This is a genomic window from Embleya sp. NPDC020886 (assembly GCF_044333915.1).
GTDB lineage: Bacteria > Actinomycetota > Actinomycetes > Streptomycetales > Streptomycetaceae > Embleya.
This window is the reverse complement of the sequence record NZ_JBIRRX010000006.1, coordinates 39686-57276: the sequence shown is the minus strand read 5'-3', so window position 1 is coordinate 57276 and position 17591 is coordinate 39686. Positions and strand designations below refer to the sequence as shown.

19 protein-coding genes are annotated in these 17591 nt (G+C 71.3%); 10 read left to right on the top strand and 9 right to left on the bottom strand.

What is annotated here, in order from left to right; all coding sequences use genetic code 11:
- Positions 1 to 149: 149 nt before the first annotated feature.
- A complete protein-coding gene (locus tag ACH4U8_RS22210; protein WP_395779615.1) occupies positions 150 to 713 on the top strand; it encodes a GNAT family N-acetyltransferase in 564 nt (187 codons plus the stop codon).
- Between the two features lie 214 nt (positions 714 to 927).
- Positions 928 to 2250: a hypothetical protein gene (locus ACH4U8_RS22205; protein WP_395779613.1), complete on the top strand. Its 1323-nt coding sequence runs from the start codon at positions 928 to 930 to the stop codon at positions 2248 to 2250.
- Between the two features lie 44 nt (positions 2251 to 2294).
- On the opposite strand, the gene ACH4U8_RS22200 is transcribed toward ACH4U8_RS22205, so the two are convergent.
- Positions 2295 to 3614, bottom strand: coding sequence for a bifunctional folylpolyglutamate synthase/dihydrofolate synthase (locus ACH4U8_RS22200; RefSeq protein WP_395779611.1), 1320 nt, complete (start codon positions 3612 to 3614; stop codon positions 2295 to 2297).
- A gap of 258 nt (positions 3615 to 3872) precedes the next feature.
- On the opposite strand from ACH4U8_RS22200, the gene ACH4U8_RS22195 reads away from it, so the two are divergent.
- Positions 3873 to 5636, top strand: coding sequence for a glycosyltransferase 87 family protein (locus ACH4U8_RS22195; protein WP_395779609.1), 1764 nt, complete (start codon positions 3873 to 3875; stop codon positions 5634 to 5636).
- A 507-nt stretch (positions 5637 to 6143) separates the two neighbouring features.
- Here ACH4U8_RS22195 and ACH4U8_RS22190 read toward each other — a convergent pair.
- The 6 genes from ACH4U8_RS22190 to ACH4U8_RS22165 form a co-directional block, all read right to left on the bottom strand.
- Positions 6144 to 6596, bottom strand: a complete 453-nt coding sequence (locus tag ACH4U8_RS22190) for a hypothetical protein (RefSeq protein WP_360318598.1) — start codon at positions 6594 to 6596, stop codon at positions 6144 to 6146.
- A 64-nt stretch (positions 6597 to 6660) separates the two neighbouring features.
- On the bottom strand, positions 6661 to 6939 hold the full coding sequence (locus ACH4U8_RS22185) for a hypothetical protein (protein WP_395779607.1): 279 nt from the start codon (positions 6937 to 6939) through the stop codon (positions 6661 to 6663).
- 11 nt (positions 6940 to 6950) lie between these two features.
- Positions 6951 to 7511 (bottom strand): hypothetical protein, encoded by a 561-nt coding sequence (locus ACH4U8_RS22180; protein WP_395779605.1) that lies wholly within the window; start codon positions 7509 to 7511, stop codon positions 6951 to 6953.
- Positions 7512 to 7619: 108 nt separating this feature from the next.
- Positions 7620 to 8558: a helix-turn-helix domain-containing protein gene (locus ACH4U8_RS22175; protein ID WP_395779603.1), complete on the bottom strand. Its 939-nt coding sequence runs from the start codon at positions 8556 to 8558 to the stop codon at positions 7620 to 7622.
- Entirely contained in the window at positions 8555 to 8779 is a 225-nt protein-coding gene (locus ACH4U8_RS22170; RefSeq protein WP_395779601.1) for a DUF6879 family protein, read from the bottom strand. Before ACH4U8_RS22170 ends, ACH4U8_RS22175 begins: the two co-directional genes overlap by 4 nt.
- Entirely contained in the window at positions 8757 to 9278 is a 522-nt protein-coding gene (locus tag ACH4U8_RS22165; protein ID WP_395779599.1) for a hypothetical protein, read from the bottom strand. Before ACH4U8_RS22165 ends, ACH4U8_RS22170 begins: the two co-directional genes overlap by 23 nt.
- A 50-nt stretch (positions 9279 to 9328) precedes the next feature.
- On the opposite strand from ACH4U8_RS22165, the gene ACH4U8_RS22160 reads away from it, so the two are divergent.
- Entirely contained in the window at positions 9329 to 9478 is a 150-nt protein-coding gene (locus tag ACH4U8_RS22160; RefSeq protein WP_395779597.1) for a hypothetical protein, read from the top strand.
- 48 nt (positions 9479 to 9526) lie between these two features.
- Positions 9527 to 9844 carry an HK97 family phage prohead protease gene (locus ACH4U8_RS22155; RefSeq protein WP_395779595.1) on the top strand — a complete coding sequence of 106 codons (318 nt, stop codon included), beginning with the start codon at positions 9527 to 9529 and terminating at the stop codon, positions 9842 to 9844.
- A 521-nt stretch (positions 9845 to 10365) separates the two neighbouring features.
- Here ACH4U8_RS22155 and ACH4U8_RS22150 read toward each other — a convergent pair.
- Complete coding sequence (locus ACH4U8_RS22150) at positions 10366 to 10821, bottom strand: flavodoxin family protein (protein WP_395779593.1); 456 nt, start codon at positions 10819 to 10821, stop codon at positions 10366 to 10368.
- 325 nt (positions 10822 to 11146) lie between these two features.
- Here ACH4U8_RS22150 and ACH4U8_RS22145 point away from each other — a divergent pair, with 325 nt between their 5' ends.
- The 5 genes from ACH4U8_RS22145 (at position 11147) to ACH4U8_RS22125 (ending at position 16900) form a co-directional block, all read left to right on the top strand.
- Positions 11147 to 11509 (top strand): hypothetical protein, encoded by a 363-nt coding sequence (locus tag ACH4U8_RS22145; protein ID WP_395779591.1) that lies wholly within the window; start codon positions 11147 to 11149, stop codon positions 11507 to 11509.
- A gap of 23 nt (positions 11510 to 11532) precedes the next feature.
- Positions 11533 to 11727 (top strand): DUF2304 domain-containing protein, encoded by a 195-nt coding sequence (locus ACH4U8_RS22140; RefSeq protein WP_360318579.1) that lies wholly within the window; start codon positions 11533 to 11535, stop codon positions 11725 to 11727.
- Positions 11728 to 11881: 154 nt separating this feature from the next.
- Complete coding sequence (locus tag ACH4U8_RS22135) at positions 11882 to 13465, top strand: ATP-binding protein (RefSeq protein WP_395779589.1); 1584 nt, start codon at positions 11882 to 11884, stop codon at positions 13463 to 13465.
- A 269-nt stretch (positions 13466 to 13734) separates the two neighbouring features.
- Positions 13735 to 16257: a SpoIIE family protein phosphatase gene (locus tag ACH4U8_RS22130; protein WP_395779587.1), complete on the top strand. Its 2523-nt coding sequence runs from the start codon at positions 13735 to 13737 to the stop codon at positions 16255 to 16257.
- Positions 16258 to 16525: 268 nt separating this feature from the next.
- Positions 16526 to 16900 (top strand): RNA polymerase-binding protein RbpA, encoded by a 375-nt coding sequence (locus tag ACH4U8_RS22125; RefSeq protein ID WP_360318572.1) that lies wholly within the window; start codon positions 16526 to 16528, stop codon positions 16898 to 16900.
- Positions 16901 to 17026: 126 nt separating this feature from the next.
- On the opposite strand, the gene ACH4U8_RS22120 is transcribed toward ACH4U8_RS22125, so the two are convergent.
- Positions 17027 to 17590 (bottom strand): FxsA family protein, encoded by a 564-nt coding sequence (locus ACH4U8_RS22120; RefSeq protein WP_360318569.1) that lies wholly within the window; start codon positions 17588 to 17590, stop codon positions 17027 to 17029.
- Position 17591: the final 1 nt, after the last annotated feature.

Here is a 17591-nt window from a genome sequence, read left to right as displayed (position 1 = left end):
AAGGTCACGAACCGGGACATCGGCCGGCGTGGCTCCGCGACACGATCAGGTTCCACTGTTCGGCTGCTGTCGACGGACACCGCCGCCGGGGACGCCGGCCACCCGGCCACCGACGGCCGTCCACCCGACCGCGCCTACAGTGCGGTGCCATGACGATCGCCTCGGATCGGGATCCGACCATCAGCACGGACCTCGCCCACACCCGCGACCTGCTCTTCTCGTACTACAACGCGACCGCCGACGAGACCGGTCACCCGGGCTGGGAGAGCCCCGAGCAACTGCCGCCCTGGTGCCGTGTCGACCACGACGATCCGGCCGACTTCTACGCCCATCCCGGCGCCTACTTCACCGCGCTCCTGGACGGCCGGCCCGCAGGCGGTGTCGGTGTGCATCTCCTCGATGCCGACACCGCCGAGGTGAAGCGCCTGTACGTGCTCCCGCACGCCCGGGGCCACGGGATCGCCCAGGCGCTGATGGCCCGCCTGCACGCCCACGCGCACCGGGTGGGCGCGCGGCGGGTCGTACTGGACTGCCTGCCGCAACGCACCGGAGCCATCAACCTGTACCGAACCCTCGGCTACCGGGACATCGCGCCCTACCGCGAAGACCACGGCCCCCTCCCCCTGGCCTGCTTCGAACTCACCCTGCCCACCGGCCCCATCAACCCCATCGATCCCATCGACCCCACCACTCACGGCAACCCCATCGGCTGAGCACACCCGGCGCAGGCACGAGCGAAGCATTCGGGCCAACCGGGACACGCCCATCCGGCGCATCGAACAACCCGCCCACCATCCCCCATTTGCCGTAACCTGCCCTATCGCTTCCCCGCACGATCGGGCGGATTTCGCCCTTTGCACTCCCTCGCGCCCCGCAGGCGTTCTATCGTCACCCCGTTCGGTGTCACCCGTACGGAAGGGGCCGGTCGTGACCCGAGGAGGCATCGGTGCGGCGCGCGTCGGCAAAGCGCTGGGGCTCGTCCCCCGCCAAGTCCGCCTCGCCGCCCGAACAGGACTGCTCGCACAACACCAGGACGGCACCTTCGACGCCGACGCGGTCGCCCGCGCCGCCGCCGACCCCGGCCCCTTCCTCACCGCGCTGAGCCGCGAAGAACCGCTCACCGCCACCGAGGCCGCGCACCGCCTGGGCATCGGCCGCGAGCGCTTTCGGCGGGTGGCCCAGGCCGCCGGGCTGCCGGTCGTGGATCGGGTGACGGTCTCCCGGTACGGCCGGGACCTGGAGGTGCGCTACTACCGCACCGCCGACGTGGACACGCTGCATCCGCACATCACCGCGGATCGCGAGCTGCGCGAGGCCGCCCGCCGGGTGGCCCGGTCGCTGGCCGCGACCAAGGCCGCCGCCACCCGCGCGCACAACCGCGAGCGGGCCCGGAACGCGCGCCGCTACCTCGCGACGCTGGCCCCGGACCGGCAGGCCGATCCGGCCGACGTGATCGCCTTCGCGTGCGCCCTGGCCCGCCTGCACGGCACCGCGCCCGCGCGGCTGCGCCGGTTCATGGGCGACCCGCGGGTCCGCGACATCGCCGAGATCGCCGAGCAGTGTCGCTACAAGCCGACCGAGATCGCCGAACTGCTCGCCGCCGCCGGCCCGCGCGCGATCGCCGCGCTGCGCTCGCTGGCCCGACCGCACCGGGTGTGGGCGACGCTGGGCGTGCCCGCCGAGGACATCGCCCACCGCATCCCGTCGATCGACCACCACATCAGCACCGACCTGCTGCACCAGTTGGCCACCGACCCGCCGCGCTGGCTGCTGGAACTGCACGCCGACCGCGAGCTCGAACACGCCACCGCCGCGGTCACCCGCTGGCTCGATCGCGAATGGCATGCGCAGCAGCGGCGCGCCGAGGCGGTGTGCCGCGCGGCCGAGGCGGTCATCGACCACCTGACCGACGAGGCCGTGGCCGAACTCTTCGGACTGCCGATGGAACTGATCCCGGACCTGCGCCCGCGCAGCAACAAGTGGACCACCGCGTACGTCGAGGAACTCCTGCACACCCGCCCCCTGTGGCTGCGCAGCCAAACGCTCGCCCGCGCCGAGATCACCCGCCGCGCCGCCGCCCGTGCCCGCCGCGAAACCGCCCGTGCCCAACGCCGCCTCGGCTGGCGTCGCACCTGGGCCAGAGCCCTGGCCATCCCCCTGGAAGCCGTCCCCGACACGGTGGAACGCCCCACCCCCGCCGCCCTGCAATCCGCCCGAACCCACCCCCCGCACTGGGCCCCGCCACGGTGACCAATGGCGGCGGGAGGCGGGCCGCACGGGCGCCGGAGGGCTCTTCAGGCCGGCGGCAGGCCGAGGGCCGTCCGGGCCTCGCCCACCAGTTTGTGTGAGCCCAGTACGACCACCAGCCCGCCCGGGCCCACCAGTTCCCCGGCTCGACCGAGTGCCGTCCGCACGTCCGGCTCGACACAGGTGGGTCGATCGTCCCCGTGCCCGCGCGGCAAAGCGGCCAGCACGTCCGGATCCGCCGCGTCCGAGGACGAGGTCCTCGTGAGCACCACCGGCCAACCCGACGGCAGCGCCGCCAACATCCGCGCGGCGGGCTTGCCCCGCATGACGCCGAACACGACCGCCGCGGGCACCCGATCCGACGCGCGCACGTGCCGGGCGATCTCGGGCGCGACCGTGGCCACCCCCTGTTCGTTGGTCGCCCCGTCCAGCAGCACCCGCCCCGACCACTCCCGCACCCGGGCACCGGGGACCAGTTCCAGCCTCCCGGGCCAGCGGGTCCGCGCCAGCCCGGCCCGCAACCGCCCGCCCCGGTCGGCGGCGACGTGGCCCCGCGCCACGAGCGCGTCCACCCCGGCCACCGCGAGCGCCAGGTTGTCGTACTGGTGCGCGCCGGGCAGCGTGCACACCAGGTCGCGGTGCACCCCTTGTGGTGTCCGGACCTCCAGCAACGTGCCGCCGTCGGCGGCCGTACGCGCCTCGACCCGGATCTCGTGGCCCAGCCGCCACACGGTCAGCCCCGTATGGCCGGCCAGCACCTCGTCGGCCGCCTCGCGCGCCTGCGCCGACAATCGGCCGAGCAGTACGTGGTCGCCGTCCCGGGCCACCCCGACCTTGACCCGGGCGATCTCCGCCTCGGTCGCGCCCAGCCGGTCGGTGTGGTCCAAGCCGACGCCGGTGACGACCTTGACGTCCAGGCCGAACGACCCCACCGCGGTGGTCCGCCCGCCGATGTTGGCCTCCGCCGCGACGAACCGCACATCCGCCCGCCGGAAGTGCAGCGCGGCGGCGGCGGCGTGCAGGGACGAGGCGTTGAACGTGCGCCCGGTCGCCCGCATGGCGGCAAGCACCTCCTCCAGGACCGCGACGTACTCGGCCTCCGAGACCGGCACGCCGCCGACCCGGATCCGCTCACGCGGCTCCTGCAGGTGCGGACTCGGCAGGCTGCCCACCCGCAGCCCCATCCCGGTCAGCGCCGCGACCGCGAACGCGCACGTGGACCCCTTGCCGTTGGTACCCACCACCTGCATCCCGCGCAGCCCCCGCGCCGGCTCCCCCAGCGCGGTCAACAACTCCGGCAGATACCGGCCATCCGCCCGCGCCCGCTGCAATTCGCCGACCACCTCGGCGCACTCCCGATAGTCCATGACCGCCGATCGTGTCACCCCGGGCCGCCCGTCGACCACCCTGCGTGGCCGGCAATGCAACAGGGGACATCACGTGCACCACCCGTCGCAGTCCCGGCGCCGAGAACGGGGACGACCGTCGAGGGTGCTTCCGCGGGTGGACTCGACGGGTGCACGTCGTTTGCCCGCCCCTGTGGGCACCGGACCTGACTACCCGTCACCCCGCGTGGGCGGTGGGCTGCGGAGACGACAGAATCCGGTGTCATGAATGGTGACAGGGTGGATTCACCGAGTGTCGTGGATGCGCGCGGGTCGTGGTCGACGCGGGTTCTCGCGTTATCCGGGGCCGCGTTGTGCTTCGTGCTCGCGGCGGTGTGGTCGTTGTGGTCGGCATGGCATCTGCCGTCGTGGGATCGGCAGATGGACCTGCATGTGTACATCGGTGCGGTGCGCGCGGTGGGGAACGGGGTGCCGCTGTACCAGTACGTGGCGGAGAACGGTGATCCCTTCACGTATCCGCCGTTCGCGCTCGTGGCGTTCCGGCCGCTGGGGTGGGTGTCCGAACCGGTCGCGCGGGTGGTGTGGCTGGCCGCCACCCTGGTCGCGGTGGTCTCGATCGCGGCCGCGCTCACCGCGCGGCGGGGGATCGCGGGGCGACGTCGCCAGGTCGCGTTGACGCTCGTGGCGGCCGCGGTCCTGCTGGTGTCGGCGCCGATCCAGAGCAATCTGCGGTTCGGTCAGGTCAGCGTCTTCCTGGTGGTGTTGGCCTTCGTCGACGCGCTCGATCTGATGCCGCGTCCGGTGCGCGGAGTGCTGATCGGGGTGGCGTCCGCGATCAAACTGACCCCGCTGCTGTTCGTGCCCTACCTGTGGGTCACCGGTCGGCGCCGCGACGCGATGCGCGCGGGCGCGTCGTTCGTGGCGTGTACGGGTCTGGCCCACGCGTTGTGGCCGGCCGCCTCGACGACGTTCTGGACCGACGCGATCTTCAGCACCTCGCGCATCGGGAACCTGGCCGCGGCCGGCAACCAGTCCCTCAACGGCGCGCTGATCCGGGTCGGGGTGGTCCCGCCCGAACGCGCCGCGGCATGGCTGGCCCTGTCCGCCCTGGTGTGCGCGGTGGCGCTGGTCGGTGCGCGCCAATGCCACCGCGAGGGCCACCCCGCGCGGGGTGTGGTCGTCGTGGGCTGCGCGACGGTGGTGGCCTCGCCCGTGTCGTGGACCCACCACCAGGTGTGGCTGGTCCTGGCGGGCCTCCTGTTGATCGCGGGCCCGCGCAAGGCGCGGGTGGCATGGGGCGTCGTGCTGCTCGTGACCATGACGGTCAGCGTGGGCGGGTGGCTTCCGGGCGGCTTCGCGCGCGAGAACGTGCGACTGCTCGCGGCGCTCGCGGTGTGCACGTGGGGGCTCGCGCCGCTGCGGGACCGGGCCCCGGCGACGGTGGGGCTCCTGCCGGGCGTGCGGTTGGTGGTCCGCCCGCGCACGGCCATGGCCTACGCGGGTGTCGTCGCGGTGGCCGCCGGCGCGGTGGTGCTCCTGGTCCGGGAATCGCCCATCACCGTGCGGTTCGAGACGCCCGACCGGCATGACGAGGCATTGTGGGGGCCACCGACGGACGGATGCTCGGGGTACGGGTCGGTGCCGCGGGCGGACGGCACGGCCGCCTTCGTGTGCCAGAGCATGGTGGATCCGGTGGGCGGACGACAACTCAACTTCGGTGGCGGATGGGGCGGTCCGTCCGGGATGGTGACGATTCATGGTCAGGTCGGCCCGGAGGTGGCACGCCTGGTCTTCATCCCCGTCGAGGGCACCAGGGCTCTCGACGTCCCTCTCCGGCCCGAAGGTCCCGACAGCGGCCCCGTGCGCCCTCCCAAACAGGTACCCCCCGGCACGATCGTGTCCGGACCGATCGAGGACCGTCGCCTCCCCGGCGCCCGAGGTTTCTCCATAGCCGCCACCAACACCGACCACGCCCTGCTCCTGGCCTACGGACGGGACGGAAAACTGATCGGCGACGGGGGCACCAAACTTCGCACGGGTTGATCCGGTCGATGAATCCGCGGTCCGAAGTCCCCACGTGGGTGGGGTGAACCGGTCACGCGGACCGGGCCGGCGCCGTGCGGGGCGAAGTTCCCATGCAGGTAGGAATGTTCCGCCCATGGAGACGCGGCCGAGAACGGGCGGCGGCCGAACCCGGCATCGAACTCGCCCACCGAATCACGGCCGTTGCCCCGGCACCCGGCGCGGTATCGATCGACCGGGCACGCCATGCGGCCGCGTGCTCGGGTCGCGAATCGCGCATGGGGCTTTTCCGTGTCGGTCCGGCCCGGCATGCTGTGCGTGGCCGTCGTTGCTGCGACCGGCCGGGCCCGCCGCAGGGTGGCGGGCGGGTGCGGCTCGGCCTCCCGTGGGGGCCGAGCCGCGCTTTCGTCCGGCATCGGTTCGGTGGCGGCGACCGAACGCCGTTGGGTGCAAGCCGCGATGGTTCCGGTCGACTACTCCTTCACGGTCCCGCGTGGGACTCGGCCGCCGCGCCGGCCGTACTCGGACTCAGCACGCGTCCCATCGCCACGTGCCGGCCTCGCGGGCCCACGGCTGAGCCTTGCGCTCGAACTGCGGGACGCCGATGCCGTACGACACACGAGCGAGGTCGCCCGCCAGTTGGTCGATCGTCAGCGTCTTGATGGCCTGCGGACCGTAGTCGTGTGCGGCCTGCTTGCTGAGCGTGTCGAACTCCGCGCGGCTGATCTTCTCTCGGCAGCGCGCGGACAGGATCGCGTAGCCGGTGCCGCCGTCCCCGGAGAACAACGCGACGGTGTACTTGCGGACGGCCGCGTCGAGTGCCTGCCGGTCGGTCTGCTCCGCTGTGCCGGCCGGACCGGCGGCGGTACCGGCCACGGGTGCGGCGGTGGCCTTCTTTCCGTCGTCGCTGCTGCTGTCGCTGCATCCCGCGACGAGTGCGAGCACGGCCGTCGCACCGGCGATGGCTGTGATGGTGCGCATGTTCCCCCCAGAGGTGTGTACCCGAGGGACCGTAGCCGCCAAGCCGTCGTCCCCGCCGATCAGTTCACGGATTCGTCCCCCGGACGGCCCAGCCGCTCACCCCGACCACCCGGGCAAGGTCGGCCGTGCTCGCACCCGCGTCGGACGCGTCGCGCACCGCCCGATCCACGCGGGCGTCGGCACGGTCGTGCAGCTCGCCTGCGATGGCGTGCACGGGCGATCGCGGATCGAACTGCTGCTGCACGTGCCGGTAGGCCCGGCGCATGCGCAGGGCCTGGGCCAGGCGGTCGAGGGCATCGACCCGCAACGCGTCGGCGCCGGGGTCGCCGGTCGAGCCGCCCACGGTCCGCTCCCTCACCGGCCCGCACCGGCCGCCACGCGCCGGGCGATGGTGCGATCGGCAATCGCCGCCCGGATGCCCTCGCTGTCGAGCCCCCACCCGAGGCGCCGGTGCAACTCGGCGACCTGATCGATGCTCAGCCCGGTCACCGGCGTCGGATCGAGGCACAACCTCGGCTCGGGCGCCAGGGCCGTGGGGATCAGGTCCGGCCGATGCCGGCCGATGTCGTCCAGGAGGACCACACGATGGTGCTCCTCGACATGCACGACCAGGCCCGGCTCGCCGTCGGCCGCCTCGACCAGGATGCGCAACAACAGCCCGTACCCATCGCGAACAAGGCGCGCCCGCCCCGGCCGTGCCTCATCCGAGCACCGGGGCCGAAGCAGCGTCTCGGCCAACGATGCCACCTCGTCATCGGCCAAGTGAACCGCAGCGCGGTCCAGTTGCATCGCCGAAGCGCGCAACCCGGCTGAGACGACGGCCAGTCTCCACGGTCGGGGCGGATTGACGGGCACGAGATGGATGCTCCAGGCGGGCAACGTGACGGTTTCGCCGGTTGCCTCGATATCGCTCACGTGCGCTCCATGGTGTGCGAACAACTGCGCGTCGGAAGAGGTCGCTCGGTGAGGCCGAGCCCGGCTGCCGCACGGCACGGCACAGGATCCGGAGGATGACCGACTCCCCTACCGGACCCGCCCACTCACCGACGGTAGGCGGCGGTTCTTCTCCGAACCGGGGGTGCTTCTCCGGATTTCTCCGAGGGCAACAAACGTGACTCGCTGCTTCTCAGCCGGAGGAAAACGCGGCCTGCGCCCGTGCGATGAGCCGCTGAGCCGCTGAGCCGCTCGGCCGTAGGCTGCGGATTCGTTCAGGGAGTCCCAGACCGTCGTGAACAAAGCGAGGCTGTCGGCGTCTTCGAGCCACATCTCGGCTGTCCACGTCTCGGTGATGACGAGGCGGTCGTCGTAGATCCAGAAACCGTCACCGGGCGCGACGCTCAGATCCGCATTGAACGGAACGATGCCGAGGGATACGGAGTTCAGGCCCAGAACACCGCCGAGCCGGTCGAGTTGGCCCACCAGCACGTCGTGCGGGCAGACACGTACCCGCAGCGCCGCCTCCCAGACGAGGGCGTGAATCTGTCGTCCGGGCTCGTAGAGAAAGTCCTGACGTCGCATACGTGCACCCACCGCCGCCTCGATGTCGCGTGGCGTGCGGCGCAGTTCGGCGTGGCGGGCGTAGTCGGCGGTCTGGAAGATGCCCGGGATCACCCCGGCCTCGAAGCCGCGGAGGGCTCGGGTTCGTCTCATCTCGACGATGCCCGCTTCCTGACGCAGACGGTGCTCGGCGGCGAGTTGTCGTTTCCAGGTTCGGTACGTCGTCTCGAACCCGGACAGGCGCGCCTTGAGTTCGGTGGCAACGTGAGGCCGACCGACGACCTGGGCCCACGCGTCGAGATCCGCGCCGGTAGGGGTCTGCCGCCCGGTCTCCAGCTTCGACACCTTCGAAGGGGGCCACCCGAGACGACGCGCGATCTCGCGCCCGGTCGGATCCGCCTCGGTGCGCAGTTCGCGCAACCGCGCGCCGAGGGACACCCGGGCCTGTTGGAAATCGGAGGTCACGGGCGCGACGGTACCCGCGTATGAAATGTGTCGTACGGCAAAGCGAAGTGCCAGGCTGCGTCGCGTACCTGGCATCCGATCAAGACATCGGTCGGGTGGTCCGTCAACTCCATGCCGAGCGAGCGATCACCGTCGAAGTGAAACCGCCCGAGGATGCGCGAGTCGAACAGCCAGAAGTCACCCGAGGGCAGGGCACAGCTAGTGCGTGACGAGGACTCCAACTGAGACTTCGTTGTCGGTCCATTCGCTCAAGTCTCCGGCGGGGCTGCGGTACCAGCGCGTTCCTCGCATATCGGTGAACCAGACACCCACTGGCATCCGGCCCTGGCTGTCGACGCCCAGACAATGTGATACCTCGGTGACGAGCGTTTCACCGGGTGCAACGAGGCCGATCGCAATCATGGCGACAGGGTCCTCGCCGGGCAGCAGCTCGGCTAGCGGAGCGACGACGTGCAGGATGACGTCGTACACCGGAAGTTGGCTGCCGTTGTGCGTCAAGCAGTGATGCGGATGGTACGAATACTGGCTCCCCGACGGGCAATCGGCCTGGTGGTCCCCGGTCCAGGCCGCGACACGAACAGCCTGTTCGGTACGCCGTTCTTCCTCTTTGTCGGCGTCCTCCCGTCGGTCACGCCGTACGGAGCGCACCAGCGTGAACACCGACACCGCAATCGCCAGGAAGGCGATTCCCGGGATGAGCCATAGCCGAACCGTTTCCATGCGGCCCACGGTAGGGCGCCGCAGCCCCTTTCAGCCCAGGGAGTCCCCTCATGCGCATGAAGTCCGCCGCAGCTCAAGTCAAGGTCAAGAGCGACGGTGGCGATGGCGAGTTCGAGGCCTTGGTCAGCGTGCTCGGCAACAAGGACAGCCACGGCGACGTTGTGTTGCCCGGAGCATTCGCCGACACCTTGGCCGAGTGAGCCGAGTGGGCCGAGCGGGGCGATCCGATCCCGGCGATCTGGTCGAACATGTACGCCGACCCGAACAACCACACCGGCGAGGTCGGCGAGGCGAACGAGACCGGCGACGGGCTGTGGATCAAGGCGTCGCTCGATGTCGCCGACAATCCGACCACCGCGCGTGTTCACCAGCTACTGCGGAAGCGGCGCGTGACGCAGTTCTCGTTCTCGCACGCCGTCCTCGACGGCGCGCCCGCGAAGGCCGACGGTGATTACGTGTTCGAGCTGCGCAAGCTCCAGCTGTACGAGGTGGGGCCGACCCTGATCGGCGCGAGCAGGCAACCGAGCCCTTCGACGTCAAAGCCGGCAGCGACGTCGTCGCGCTGATGCACCGGCTGACGCGCGCACTCGACGATGTCGAGGGCAAGTCGGCCGCGTGCTCTCGGCGAAGAACGAGGACGCGCTGAGGACCGCGTACGAGTCCATCGGCCAAGTCCTGGCCGCGCTCGGCAAGGCCGACCAGGACAACGACACCAAGGCCGCCGTTGCGCGCACAGCATTCGCCGACCTCGACCAGCTCACCCAGGCCCTGACGGGCTGCCCCCCACCACCCAGGCCGCGGTCGACGCCGGACGGAGATGACGGACGCCGAACGCGCCGACTTCGACGCCGTGTTCGGCAAGGCGAAGGCATCGCGCCGTCGATCACCGCGCTGAAGAACGACACGTCGATCCTCGACCAGGCGAAGGCCCTCGCCGCCGAGATCGGCCCGGCCACCGTCGCCGGCATCAACGCCCGGAAGCCAATTCATGCCCGGCCCGTGCCGAGCCCCGCGTTCACCGCTCAGCGCCTAGCCGTGCCCGTCGCAGCGGCGGGCACAGGGTCCGGCCCCCGCCCAGGCCACACCGTTACTGCGGCATCAGCTCGGCCGCCACGATTGCGCCCAGTTCGGTGCAGGACGCGAGGGTTTCCCGGGTGGGCGGGCCCGCTACTTCCACCGGTGGGCGGACTCGGCGCCATTGCAGGCCGGTTGTCGCCGATTCGACCGAGCGGACCGCGCCGGTGGTGTCGCTGCCGCCGTGTACGTACAGGCCGTACGGGCGGCGGACCGTCTCGTGCAGGCACGGGTAGTAGGCCGTGTCGAAGAAGTGCTTCAACGCCCCGGACATGTAGCCCAGGTTCGCGGGTGTGCCCAGTAGGTAGCCGTCGGCCTCCAGGACCTCGACCGGCGAGCAGGTGAGTGCCGCCCGGACGCGGACCTCGACGCCCTCGATTTCCGGGTCGCGGGCGCCGGCGAGGGTTGCCTCCAGCATCTCGGCGAGCGTGGGCGAGGGCGTGTGGTGCACGACGAGCAGGATGGCCATGGCCTCACGCTGCCAGAACCGAGGCCGGAGTCGAAACGCCCCGCCCGCTCGCAGCCACTCCAATGGGTGAGTTTGCCGGGAAATCGACCTCGAATACGCCCCGCCGCGACGGAGTCCGCAGTCCCCACCCGAGCTGCCGCAACTCCCGCCTCCCGCTTGTGCGTACGGACCAACCGGATCACCCGTACGAGTGGACCGCCGGAAAAGAGATGGCGATTCCACCCGTTTGATGCTTTGCCACGTGTGCACCATTTGTGACGATAAGAGAACTTTAGGTAATACGTTGATAGGCCAACCGGCCGGCACCTCGGGGAGAACCACCCACATGCGCCTCACCCACATGCGACTGCTGCCCTATCCCCGCGCCAAGTCCCCCACCGCCCCGGGCCCCGACCCGTTCCCCCTCGCCGAGGCGCCGCCCGCTCCCCCCACCCTCACTCCCGCCTCCACCCCCGCGCCGCCCTCTCTCGTCTCGGTGGTCCGCCGCACCCTGGCCCCCGCCACCCGCGCCGGCACCGTCCAGTCCCGCACCTTCCACACCGTGTACGCGCTCGCCACGCTCCCGCTGGTGATCGCCCTCCATGCCGCCCTCTGGGCGTTGTCCACCCCCGGGCGCCTCGGCGCCACCCTCCTGGTCCTGTACGGCCTCGGCCGCAGCGGGATCCTCACCGCGCACCCAACGCACTGAGTGCGCCGCCCGAAGGAGCACCCATGGTTCTGTCCATCTCCGGCGTCCTGCTGCTCGGCGTCATCGCCTACATCTTCTTCCGCAAGGACGGGCTGAGACTCCCGCACGCACTCGTCTGTGCCCTCTTCGGGTTCTACCTGGCCGGCAGCTCGATCGCCCCGCACATCACCGCGAGCGGCAACAGCATCGCCAACCTGCTCAGCGGCCTCAACTTCTGATCAGCTCCCCGTCTTCACCGCCGCCAGGGCGTGTCCTCGATCCCCCGCCGAACGGCCGCGTCCCCGGCGGGCGTTCGAAGACACGCCCTGGCCCCGGCTCATCCCCCGAACCGGGGCCTGTCGCCTACCCGCACCAATCCCTCACGGAGACCGCATGTCCCCCGGCCCCAAATCCCTCGCCGCCATCGCCCGGCGCGCCAAGGACGGCATCGGCAACACCCGCACCCGCGCCCACCGCTTCACCCACCTCTCGCGGGACACCCTGTCGCCCGTGTTCACCCTCAGCCGAGGTCTGAACCGGCAATTCGCGTGGGCGCGCAACTGGTGGAAGGGCGCCTCGGCGGACAAGCGCAAGGCCGGCGCCGCCGGCGCCGCCGCGGCCCTGCTCGCCCTCTACTTCGTGCCCTACGCCCCGCTGATCACGCTGCTCCTGATCCTGGCCGGCGCCGCCTGGCTCGGCCACAAGGACAAACCCCCCGCCCCCGAGCCCGGCCCCGACCCCACCGACGTCAAACTCCAGGCCGTCTACAACGGCCTGGTGCCCTACTTCGCCGACGACCACGACCCCGCCCGACTGTTCCATCCCGGCGGCCCGTACCAGAACGCCTTTCGGCACTGGGAACTCGACGACGACCGGATCGTCCGCCTGGAACTGACCTACAGCCCCTACTTCACCGACGAAGACCCCGCCGCCCGGGCCCGGATCGAACGAGTGCTCCAGGCCAAGACCGGCCGCGGCCGCGAATACCTCTACGAGTGGGACACCGAGACCAACCACCTCACCCTGGCCGCGCTGCCCCCGCTGCCCGCGGCCGTGCCGGCCCAGCAGTTCGTCACCGCGCCGCGCGAGATCCTGCTCGGCATCACCGACGCCGGCAGCACCAATCGCCGCATCCCCGTGTACGTGGGCGACACCACCCGCCAACTCCCGCCCGTCATCTGGCGCACCGGCAACCGCAGCACCGACCCGCACCTGCTCGCCGTCGCCGCCCCGGGCGCGGGCAAGTCCAACCTGCTGCGCACCATCGCCCTCCAGGCCGCCCGGGACGGCGACATCGTGGTCATCGACGGCAGCGGCTCCGGCGACTACGCGTGCCTGGCCGGCCGGCGGAACATCCTGCGGATCGAGACCGGCTACCACGGCGCCCTGGAGACCCTGACCTGGCTGCGGCACGAGACCGAACGCCGCATCGCCGCCGTCACCTACGCCAAGCAACACGGCACCCCGGTCCCGGACAACGCCCGCCGCCCCCTGTGGGTGATCCTCGACGAGATCACCGAACTCTCCGACCTCGCCGCCGGCCAGGGCACCACCGACCCCCAGGAACTGCTCGACCTCCCGCTGCGCCTGGGTCGCGCCGCGCACATCGGCGTGATCACCAGCGCCCGCCCCACCCACCTGGAGCGGCTGCGCCCCGCACTGATCGCCGACACGCACACCCGGGTCGTACTGGGCCCGCTCGACCCGGAGACCACACTCACCGTGCTGGGCTCCGGCCCCGGCATCTCCGGCGGCGAGGGCATGCCCCCCGGCCGCGGCTACATCCGGATCGGCATGGGTCCGGTGGTGCGCATCCAGATCCCGCACACCCCCGACCCACTGGAGGAGGACACCCCGGAGGCCGACCGCCAACGCCTGCTCGCGCTGCTCCCGCGACACATCGACGACCTCCCCGTCGACCTGCCCTCGATCTCGCTCGCCAAGACACCCGAACGCGAGCCCGAGCCCACCGGCTGACGCCCGGCACCCACCCCGCGCGCCGCCCTCTCGCGAGGCCCGGCACCGCCCCACGAGGCCCCGCACCCGCACCCGGCCGCCCCTCGCGACGACCCCGGTGATGCCCCCGCGAAGCCCACCACGCCTCCCACGAAGGCCCCCCGAGCAAGCCCGCCCGGGGGGCCTCGGCGTACGCCCGACCCGCCGGCAAATACCCAAAACGCACCACTCCGTCCCCCCTCGCGCGCCATGATGGGGGCCCGCACCCCCACGGAGGACGTGGACGCCCAGTGTTCGACCTCGCCAACTTCACCGTCAGCGACATGGTCGTGTGCAGCTCCGAACTGCGCCAGGTCACCGCCGACTCGGCCACCACCGAGGACGCCGCCCGCGCGATCGTGCAGCACCTGCGCACCACCTTCCGCGACCCGCACACCGGGCAGCCCCAACTCGTCCTCGTCCGCCTGTTCCAGACCATGGCCTGGCGCAACCTCACCCCCGACCTGGAGCAGCGCGCGCTGCGCCGGCAACCCGACCTCGTCCCGCATCCCGACCTGCGCTGCCTCACCCTGTTGGCCACCATCGGCGATCAGCCCGAGTGGTGCGACCGCACCCGATCGCGCCAGCACCAGGTGGTCGCCTTCCCGAACGCGAACGCGGTCCGCCGGGCCCCGATGATCAGCGCCATGCTCGACCAACTCGGGGTCACCCCCGAGGACATCGTGGCCGGCCCGCTGCCCACCGACAACGAATGGGACCGGCACGACATCCACCACATCCCGGACGCGCTGACCAGTGCCGCGGTCCCGGACAAGGAGTTCATCCGGGCGAGCGGCATAAAGTCGGTGATCGGCTACGCCGGCAAACTCCCCGACGGCGAACTGTTCACCGTGCTGATGTTCACCCGCGTACACGTCCCGGCCCGGATCGCCGAACTCTTCCGCACCGTCGCGGTGTCCACCCGGCTGGCCCTGCTCCCGCTCGACACCGCGCCGACGTTCGCCGGCGGCCCCTCCCAACACACGCCCACCACCCACGTGGCCGCCGCGCGCCTGGACGCCCTCGAACAACTCCTCGCCGCACACGAGGGCACCACCGCGCAACAGGCCCTGGTCGCCGAGGACGCCCGCGACCGGGTCCGCTCGCAACAGGAGCAACTCGCCCACAAACAGCGCCGACTCGACCAGGAAACCCGCATCGTCGAGACCCTGTACAGCGTCGGCCAAAAGCTCACCCGCGAACTCAACCTCGAACGTCTGGTCCAGGCCGCCACCGACGCCGCCACCTCGGTGATCGCCGCCGAGCACGGCATCTTCCGCTACGTCGACTACGACACCGGCGGCGTCGCGGACACCCGCTACGCGGTCACCAGCCCCGACCCCACGCTGATCGACCGGTTGCCCCGGCCGCGGCCCACCCTGGCCGCGCGCAGCCGACCGCAGACCACCACCGCGCAACCGGTCACCGTGCGCCGCGGCGATCTCACCGAGGACCCCGCCGCCGCCGGTCGGCTGCTGCCCTATCGGATCAGCACCGACGGGCAACCGCCGGTACGCAGCCTGCTGACCATCCCGGTGACCACCGCCACCGGCGAGGACCTGGGCGCGTTCTCCTTCTGCCACACCCGGGCCGACGTGTTCACCGAACGCGACGAACAACTGGCCCTGGGCATCGCCGCGCAGGCCGCCACCGCGATCGAGAACGCCCGACTGTTCCGCAGCGTCCGCGACACCGCCGTCGAACTCCAACGCAGCCTGCTCCCCCAGGTCCCGCCCGACCTGGACGAACTCAACATCGCCTTCCGCTACCTCCCCGGCGCCAAGGGCCAACAGGTCGGCGGCGACTGGTTCGACGTGATCCCGCTGTCCGCCGGCCGGATCGCCCTGGTGGTCGGCGACGTGATGGGCCGAGGTCTGCAGGCCGCCGCCGTGATGGGCCAACTCCGCGCCGCGGTGCGGGCGTACGCGGTGATGGACCTGCCGCCGGGGCAGGTGATGCGGCACCTCAACCGGCTGGTCACCGGGCTCGGCGGCGAGGACCAGATCATCACCTGCGTCTACGCGGTCTACGACCCCGGCGACGCCACCGTGCACTGGTCCAACGCCGGCCATCTGCCGCCCGCCCTGATCGGCGCCGACGGCAAGGTCGAACTCCTGGAGGACGACCTCGGGGTCCCGCTCGGCCTGGACGGCACCACCTTCGACGACGCGGTGGTCGGCTTCGACACCGGCGACCAACTCCTCCTGTACACCGACGGCCTGGTCGAGTCGCACGACGCCTCGCTCACCGACCGACTCCAGGAACTCACCAAGCAGATCGACAGCACCACCGGCGGCGCCTACAACGTCGCCGACGTCGCCGATCTGGTCACCAAGACCATGCTCACCGGCCAGGAACCCGACGACGTCGCACTGCTCCTGGTCCGCGCGCGGCACAGCATCGAGCGCACCGCGGGCCTGGATCTGCCGCCGACGCCGCGCTCGGCCCGCGAGGCCCGCGACTTCGTGCGCGCCACACTGGGTCGCTGGGAGTTGACCGACCACAACGACACCACCTGCTCGGTGGTCACCGAACTCGTCTCCAACGCGGCCGAGCACGCCCGCACCCCGATGGAGCTACGGCTGCGCCACCACCCCGGCCGGCTGATCGTCGAGGTGGTCGACCACGACGGCCGACTGCCCAAGGAGATCGCCTCGCCCGGCCACGACGAGCGACACCGGGGGTTGTGCATCGTGGCCGGTCTGACCGCCGATTGGGGCGTGCGCCCCACCGACACCGGGAAGATCGTCTGGGCGGAGATCCGTGACCGTTGACGCCCCGCCCCCGGCCGTCGGAATCGCCCACCGCCCCGTAACACCGGCATCATCCGCACCACCCCGGGCCGATCAGGCGAGTTTTATGTCACTTTCTCCCGCCGATGTGATGAATCATCCGTTTTCGGGTAGCCACCCACCGTCACGGACCCCGTCTCCTGCCCACCGACCCCTCGGTCGGGAATCTTCGGGGCCCGTCACGCGTTCTGCAATCGGACGAGACAGCAAGACCTGTCGATGTGGGTAGACAAGCCAGGAGGCACGATTCATGAGTGAGCGAGCTCTCCGCGGCACACGCCTTGGCGCCACCAGCTACGAGACCGATCGCGGTATCGATCTGGCGCCGCGTCGCACCGTGGAATACGACTGCCCCAGAGGGCACCGCTTCGAGATGCCGTTCTCCGTCGAGGCGGAGATCCCCTCCACCTGGGAGTGCCGTAGCTGCGGTGCCGTCGCGCAGTTGGTGGACGGCGCGCCGCCGGAGGAAAAGAAGAACAAGGCTACGCGCACACACTGGGACATGCTCATGGAGCGGCGTACCCGGGAAGAGCTGGAAGAGGTGCTCGCCGAGCGCCTCGCCGTACTGCGGTCGGGTGGGATCAACCTCCACCACGATCCGCGCAACAACCGCAAGAGCGCCTGAGCGAGCACCGCACGAGCCCGCTCGGGGCGCGTGCGGATCCCGTCGACAGGTGGCACCGACGCCCGGGGCGCCGACGATCTCACGATCGCGGCGCCCCGGGCGTCGTGCCGTGTGCGAACGGCGCCGTCAGGGCAGCTCGCGCGGCGGCTGCGGCGGGTCGTCGTCCCGGCGCACGTCCTTGGGGTCGATCACCTCGCCAGGCACGATCTTGCCGTCCGGGCGATGGATCCGGGCCTCGCGCACCGCGCCGGAGAACCGTGGGCTGTTCGCCACCTTAGCGGCCACCACCGTGCCGATCAGTCGCCGAATCAGCGGCCGGGTGAACGGCAACACACACAGCAGGCCCAGCACGTCGGTGATGAACCCGGGGATGATCAGCAGGATGCCGCCCAGGATGACCACGCCGGCGTCGGCGGCGGCCTTGGTCGCCTCCTTGCCCTGCGCCGCGAGCACGGTCGGGTCGTTCTGGCCCTCGCGCTGCGCCTGTTCGCCGAGCGCGCGCAGTCGGGTCAGCACCCGGCGGCCCTCGTAGCGGATCACCAACGAGCCCAGCGCGACGCCGGCCAGGATCAGCAGGAAGGTCCGGCCCGCCCCGATCGCGGCGCCGACCCGGCTGATCACGTAGATCTCGGCCAGTGGCAGCGCGACGATCGGCAGCAGCTTGGCGGCTCGGCGCAGCGAGGTGCTCACG

Excerpts from the sequence above, each read along its gene's own strand:
- ACH4U8_RS22140 (WP_360318579.1), top strand. The coding sequence starts at position 11,533 with ATGGTTCTGTCCATCTCCGGCGTCCTGCTGCTCGGCGTCATCGCCTAC.
- ACH4U8_RS22200 (WP_395779611.1), bottom strand. The coding sequence starts at position 3,614 with ATGGACTATCGGGAGTGCGCCGAGGTGGTCGGCGAATTGCAGCGGGCG.
- ACH4U8_RS22150 (WP_395779593.1), bottom strand. The coding sequence starts at position 10,821 with ATGGCCATCCTGCTCGTCGTGCACCACACGCCCTCGCCCACGCTCGCC.
- ACH4U8_RS22190 (WP_360318598.1), bottom strand. The coding sequence starts at position 6,596 with ATGCGCACCATCACAGCCATCGCCGGTGCGACGGCCGTGCTCGCACTC.
- ACH4U8_RS22135 (WP_395779589.1), top strand. The coding sequence starts at position 11,882 with ATGTCCCCCGGCCCCAAATCCCTCGCCGCCATCGCCCGGCGCGCCAAG.
- ACH4U8_RS22145 (WP_395779591.1), top strand. The coding sequence starts at position 11,147 with ATGCGCCTCACCCACATGCGACTGCTGCCCTATCCCCGCGCCAAGTCC.
- ACH4U8_RS22125 (WP_360318572.1), top strand. The coding sequence starts at position 16,526 with ATGAGTGAGCGAGCTCTCCGCGGCACACGCCTTGGCGCCACCAGCTAC.
- ACH4U8_RS22210 (WP_395779615.1), top strand. The coding sequence starts at position 150 with ATGACGATCGCCTCGGATCGGGATCCGACCATCAGCACGGACCTCGCC.
- ACH4U8_RS22165 (WP_395779599.1), bottom strand. The coding sequence starts at position 9,278 with ATGGAAACGGTTCGGCTATGGCTCATCCCGGGAATCGCCTTCCTGGCG.
- ACH4U8_RS22155 (WP_395779595.1), top strand. The coding sequence starts at position 9,527 with ATGTACGCCGACCCGAACAACCACACCGGCGAGGTCGGCGAGGCGAAC.
- ACH4U8_RS22160 (WP_395779597.1), top strand. The coding sequence starts at position 9,329 with ATGCGCATGAAGTCCGCCGCAGCTCAAGTCAAGGTCAAGAGCGACGGT.